Source organism: Streptomyces alkaliphilus, from assembly GCF_014141535.1.
Taxonomy (GTDB): Bacteria; Actinomycetota; Actinomycetes; order Streptomycetales; family Streptomycetaceae; genus Streptomyces; species Streptomyces alkaliphilus.
Genome location: NZ_VKHT01000305.1, coordinates 1 through 5,252 on the forward strand (window position 1 = coordinate 1; position 5,252 = coordinate 5,252).

General features: G+C 71.3%; 5 protein-coding genes. 1 reads left to right on the forward strand and 4 read right to left on the reverse strand.

Annotated elements, in window-relative coordinates:
- Positions 1-714 precede the first annotated feature (714 nt).
- Positions 715-1,671: a S1 family peptidase gene (locus FNQ90_RS11735; RefSeq protein ID WP_323379899.1), complete on the forward strand. Its 957-nt coding sequence runs from the start codon at positions 715-717 to the stop codon at positions 1,669-1,671.
- A 327-nt stretch (positions 1,672-1,998) separates the two neighbouring features.
- On the opposite strand, the gene FNQ90_RS11740 is transcribed toward FNQ90_RS11735, so the two are convergent.
- The 4 genes from FNQ90_RS11740 to FNQ90_RS11755 all read right to left on the reverse strand — a co-directional run bounded on the left by FNQ90_RS11740 (position 1,999) and on the right by FNQ90_RS11755 (position 4,755).
- Complete coding sequence (locus tag FNQ90_RS11740; protein WP_182606320.1) at positions 1,999-2,523, reverse strand: hypothetical protein; 525 nt, start codon at positions 2,521-2,523, stop codon at positions 1,999-2,001.
- A gap of 258 nt (positions 2,524-2,781) precedes the next feature.
- A complete protein-coding gene (locus tag FNQ90_RS11745; protein WP_182606321.1) occupies positions 2,782-3,258 on the reverse strand; it encodes a hypothetical protein in 477 nt (158 codons plus the stop codon).
- Between the two features lie 174 nt (positions 3,259-3,432).
- Positions 3,433-4,605, reverse strand: a complete 1,173-nt coding sequence (locus FNQ90_RS11750) for a methyltransferase domain-containing protein (protein WP_182606322.1) — start codon at positions 4,603-4,605, stop codon at positions 3,433-3,435.
- Between the two features lie 3 nt (positions 4,606-4,608).
- The gene (locus FNQ90_RS11755) at positions 4,609-4,755 is read right to left on the reverse strand and encodes a hypothetical protein (RefSeq protein WP_153426746.1); all 147 of its coding nucleotides are present in this window, start codon (positions 4,753-4,755) and stop codon (positions 4,609-4,611) included.
- Positions 4,756-5,252 lie beyond the last annotated feature (497 nt).

The window sequence follows — 5,252 nt, forward strand, 5'->3', positions numbered from 1 at the left end:
CGCCGACACCGCACGGCCCCGTCGGGCACCCGGGAACGTCACGAAACGGAGCGGCTCCCGGGAGGGGCCGTTTTCTCCAGGGGGGAGAGAACCCGATGATCAAGCGCGCCCGGGCCCGGCACGACTTCACCGAGTCGTGCCGGGAACGATTGGAACGGGTCGGGTTCGAGCGGATCGAGGCAGCCTCGCCGAGCATCAGTCGTCCTCACCACTGCCTGACCCGGTCGGCACCGGGACGGCGGGGCGTCACCCACCGCTCACCTTCCGGGGGAAGCCGTCGGGGTCGGCGAGGTGTACGGACCTCCCGCCATCGATCTCCCGACCACCCGCGGCCCCACTTCCACGAACCGATACGACGAGGAGCCGAAAGGAGAAGCCGAAGGTCTTCGGTGCCCTCCGGACCAATTCCTTCGGCACCGCCGTACAAGGGTTCGCGTGATCCGTACACCCGCGGCACGGCGCACCCGAACGAGAGAAACGCCTCCCGGGGGAAATCAGTGGGTCGCCCGGTCCCCGGGGAAACAACAACCCCATCGACCCGCCCGGGCGTTTTCCGTTTCACATCCCCGGCCGATAATCCCCCTTGTTGCTTTCCCGAATCATCTGAATACTCACACGATGTGTCGAGAGGTGGGAAATCACAAGCTTTTCGTGCCCTCGTCATCCGGATCACCCGTTCCCGAGCGTGACCCGCTCGCCCCCACAGGAGGACGTGTGAGAAACACCCGCGCCCACACGGCGACCGACGATCACGGCGTACGAGGACACCACCGAAACCGCTTCGGACGCCTCGCCGCCCCGGCTCTCGCCCTCGCCTCGGCCCTGGTCCTCGCCCTCGCCCCACCGGCTCCGGCAGCCGCCGAACCGGAGACCGGCGAAATCACCCTCGCCCGGCTCCACTCCGTGGCCGAGGCCGTGGCGACGACGAACGTCGGCGGCACCGCCTGGACGGTGGACCAGGAGAACGGCACCGTCACGGTGGTGATCGACGAGACCGTCTCCGACAAGGAACTGCGGCGAATCGTGCGCGAGGCCGGAGCCGATGCCGACGCGCTGGAGGTCGAGAGGATCTCCGGCACCCTCTCGCCCCTGCTGCGCGGCGGCCAGCCCATCTACGCGAGTGGCGGGGGGCAGTGCACCCTGGGCTTCAACGTCCAGGGAGGCACCTATGCGTTGACCGCCGGTCACTGCACCGGCGGTTACCCGGCCTGGTACAGGGACTTCGCCCGGACCTCCTACCTCGGCCCCACTGCCGTCTCGAACTACCCCGGCGCCGACCACGGTTACATCTCCCTCAGTGGCGGCCAAAAGGAAAATCCCAGCCAGGTCGTCTGCGATGGGAGGATCATCGACATCGTCGGCTGGACCCACGCCTACATCGGGATGCCCGTGACCCGGGCCGGCAGGGTCACCGGCTGCCGGTCGGGCTCGGTCACCGGCCTCAACTTCACCGTGAACTACGGTGGCGGCAATGTCGTGTACAACATGATCCGCACCAACATCTGCGCGGAGCCCGGGGACAGCGGCGCCCCACTGTGGACCGAGACCCCCGACGGGGCCCTCGCGGTCGGCATCCTCTCCGGCGGCTCCGGCAACTGCACCTTCGGCGGCACCACCTTCTACGAGCCCATCTCCCGGGCCCTGGGTCAATACGGCTTCACCATCCCCTGATCGTCCCCCGCTCGCTCCTCGGGCGAGCGGCTCTGAAGAGGTGACCCCCTCCGGCCCCGGAGCCGTGACCGGCTTTTCCGGAGCCGGAGGGATCATCATCGAAAACGGGAGCGGTGGCGGTTCGACCCGTTCGCCCCGGGCGACGCGTGGGCGTGCCGGAGGGTTTCCACCGTGGCTTCACCGACGATCGTCACGGACTTCGAGTCGCCGATCCACACCGGGCGCGAAGCCGGGGACGAGGGCTGGGAATCGGTCCGCGTCCTGGCGTTGTTCGTACCCGGGGAAGCCGACTCCCCCGAGATCACCGGCGCGGACGGGGCGCCCCCGTCAGGCACCGGAACCGGCCGAGCGCAGGATCACATCCCGCCGTGTCTTCTCGGCGACGGCGAACACCGTCGTGTTGCCCGGCAGACCGGGGACGAAGTCCACCTCACCGGTGGGATCGGTGATCCCACCGTCGCGGATCTCGGCGACGTGCTCGACCACCATCGCGTTCTCGCCGCACAGCAGGGCGGTCCACCGGTCCTCCTCCGATTCGCCGGTGGCGCTCACGAATGAGTACGGCCCCTCCGGATACCGTTCCCGCTCGTCCCCGCCGCCCCCGCCGGAGGCGGGGGCGGGGGCGGAGAACAGGCTGAGCCTCGCCTCCGAGGGAGCCGCGTCGGGAACGACCGCGAAACCGCACGAGCCGCCTCCGGTGAAGAAGAGGAACACCTCCTCCCCCACCCGGACGGTCGCCAGGACACGACCCCCGCTCTCGGCGAGGACCCCTTCCGCCGCCGCCGACTCCGCGCCGAGGACCTCCACCGCCGCCAACTCCCCCAACGGCTCCGGCCGCTCCGCCTCCGCCATGTCCCGCCCCCCGTGCAGGCCGCACAGGCGAGGAGAAAAGCCGGCGCGACTGCCGAACCCACCCTGTTGGTCCCCATCGCACCACGGTACTCGCCGCCGGAAGGCCTCCGGCGCGCTTCGCACATCGACCATGGGACGCCGACGCCCCGCGCATCCAGTACCGGCCGGTGACGATCCGTCACGCTTCGATCCGGGCCGCTCCCCGAACACCCCGGGTCCCTCGTCCCGGATCGGACGCACCGGCAGCCGGGGCGGTTCTCAGTCCCATGCGTTGAAGAGCAGGCCGCCGAGTGTGGTGGTCCCGGGGAAACGGCAGGCACTTCGTTCCACCCGCGAAAGACCGGAGGTGTCCATCTCCTCCAGGGGCGTGCTCAGCAGCTGCCGGTCGAGAACCTCGAACCCCGCCCACGAGAACGCCCGGGCCCACCCCGGCGGCTCGATGAAGTCGGTGTCGTGCCACGGCCCGCGCTCCTCGACGAAGACGACCCGGGGGTGATGGACATGGCACAGCACGATGCTCTCCTCCCGGCGGCTCAGGATCGACGCGGTGTGGAACGTGCGGGGATATGCCTGTTCCTCGAACTCTCCCACCCTGCCCGCCGCGAGGCGCGCGGCGTCGTACAGGCCTGTGCGGAAAAGACGAAGATCGGTTTCGGGGAGGGGGCCGTCCTCCGGCCGGAAGAACCCCGTGGCCCCTCGCCGCAGGACGAACGCCGTTTCCCCGTGGTCACGCATATCGACACCCTGCTCGCTCCCCGACAGTCCCGCCGGCGAATTACCGGCGGGGACCGGTGGGGAACCGGTACCCATCCCAAAGACCGACCAGAGCCGGGCCGGCGCGCCGGGAGGCGGCGGGACGCACCGCCTCCCGACCCCCTCCGCGTCCGGCCGGCCATCGCCGGAGAAGGCTCAGCCCCTCGCCGGGGAGACCCGGTGGTCGGGGTCGTCGAGCCACACGGTGTGCGAACCGTCCGCCGAGACAGTGAGGCCGAAGCGGTCGAAGCCGGGACGGCCCCGTTCGTCCCACCACCGCCACGCGCTCTCCAGCTCGTCCCACAACCGTCGCGGACCGTGCCGCACGACGGAGTACGAGGAGGCGGGCCCCTCGTACCCGATCACGGCCCGGCTCGTGGCGCCGGTGTCGTACAGCCACAGCCGGTAGGTCCCGGCGCCCGTCCACTCGACGCGGCAGAACAGGTCCGGCACCCGGACGCCGATGACGAACATGTGGAGCCAGTCCCCCACGTCCTCCGGTGAGAGCGCGGTCGTGCTCCGTTCCCCCTCTTCGGGGGAGTCGGGGAAGGCGTCGGGAGGCGACAGGTTCCGTCGCTGATCCCGCAGCCGCATGAACGCCGAGGATCCGACGAAGTGCCCGGAGGCCGAGCCGTCCCCGGCCGCCGTGAGCCGGACGACCGCCTCGCCCCCGTACGTCGGCCCCCACGGGGCGACGATCACCCCGCCCGGTCGGCTCTGGCGCAGCCAGGCCGGCGGCACCCGGCCGACCGAGCACGTGGCGATCACCCGGTCGTACGGGGCCTCGGTCGGGTACCCCTCCGCGCCGTCCCCGACGACCGTGGTCGGGGTGTGCCCGGCGGCGTGGAGACGCCGCCGGGCCTCCACGGCGATCTCCTCGTCCACCTCGACGGTCACCACGTTGTCGGAGCCGAGGCGGGCGGAGAGCAGCGCGGCGTTCCATCCCGTCCCCGTCCCGATCTCCAACACCCTGTGTCCGTCCAGCGGTTCGAGGGCGGTCAACATGGTGAACACCATGGTCGGCATCGAGTTCGAGCAGGAGGGGACACGGCCCTTCCCGGAGCCGGTGTGAGTGCCGTCGTCCCACTGGGTGGTGAGAGGGACGTCCCGGTGGACGGCCTCCCACCACACCTCGGGCTCCTCGCTCCTGATCACGCGCCGGCTCGGCCGGTTCATCCCCGACCGCCCCGGCCAGATGACGTCGGGCACGAAGAGGTGCCGGGGAACGGCGTCGTATACGGGGACCCACGCCGGGGTCAGTGCCCCCGTGTCGATGAGGGCGGAGGCCAACCGCCCGGGACCGGCCTCCGTGTCGTGCGTCGTCTCCACGGCTCAGCGACCGTCCGCCGGACCCTGGCCGTCGTTGGTGTTTCCGCCCTCGTCGGAACCTCCGCCACCGTGCTTGTTGCCGCTGTCGCTGTCGTCCTGCGGGTTGCCGTCGGTCATGGGAGGCATGGGGGTGATCGGGTACGGGTTCATCTCGGGATCCTCGCTCTGTTCCTATTGGTGTTCGTGGTGCGGGGTGATCGGCCCGGGGGTGGCGACCGAGTGGAACGGCCTCGGGGACCGGTCACCGGACGGCGACCCGGGCGGCCGTGGGCACGAAGCCGACGGTGGGGGCCGGCAGGTGTGCCACCCGGTCGAGGAGCGCGGTTCGCAGGCACCCGACCGTCGAAGAGGGCCGCCCGTGACTGGGCACGGCATGGCCGGGACCGGGCCGTTCCCCGGTTCCGGCCCCGGCCGGGAGGCGGTGCCGGTGATCGGTCCGGGAGGGGGTCGGCCATCGGGAACGGGAGTCGAGCGCGTACGGCGCCCGGAGACGGTGCGCGCCCTCACCCATCGCGGTCGCCCGCCCCGGCGCCGAGGGTGTGGTGCGCGGCGGAGACCGGGGGCGCCGACTCCGGTGGACGAATGTCCTCCGGCCGCGCGTCCCATTCCCGCCCGCCGCCCTCCGGCCGAAGCTGCACGTACGGCCC

Bases quoted from the DNA above. Each gene is read 5' to 3' on its own strand.
- FNQ90_RS11740 (WP_182606320.1), bottom strand. From the start codon at position 2,523: ATGGCGGAGGCGGAGCGGCCGGAGCCGTTGGGGGAGTTGGCGGCGGTG.
- FNQ90_RS11745 (WP_182606321.1), bottom strand. From the start codon at position 3,258: ATGCGTGACCACGGGGAAACGGCGTTCGTCCTGCGGCGAGGGGCCACG.
- FNQ90_RS11755 (WP_153426746.1), bottom strand. From the start codon at position 4,755: ATGAACCCGTACCCGATCACCCCCATGCCTCCCATGACCGACGGCAAC.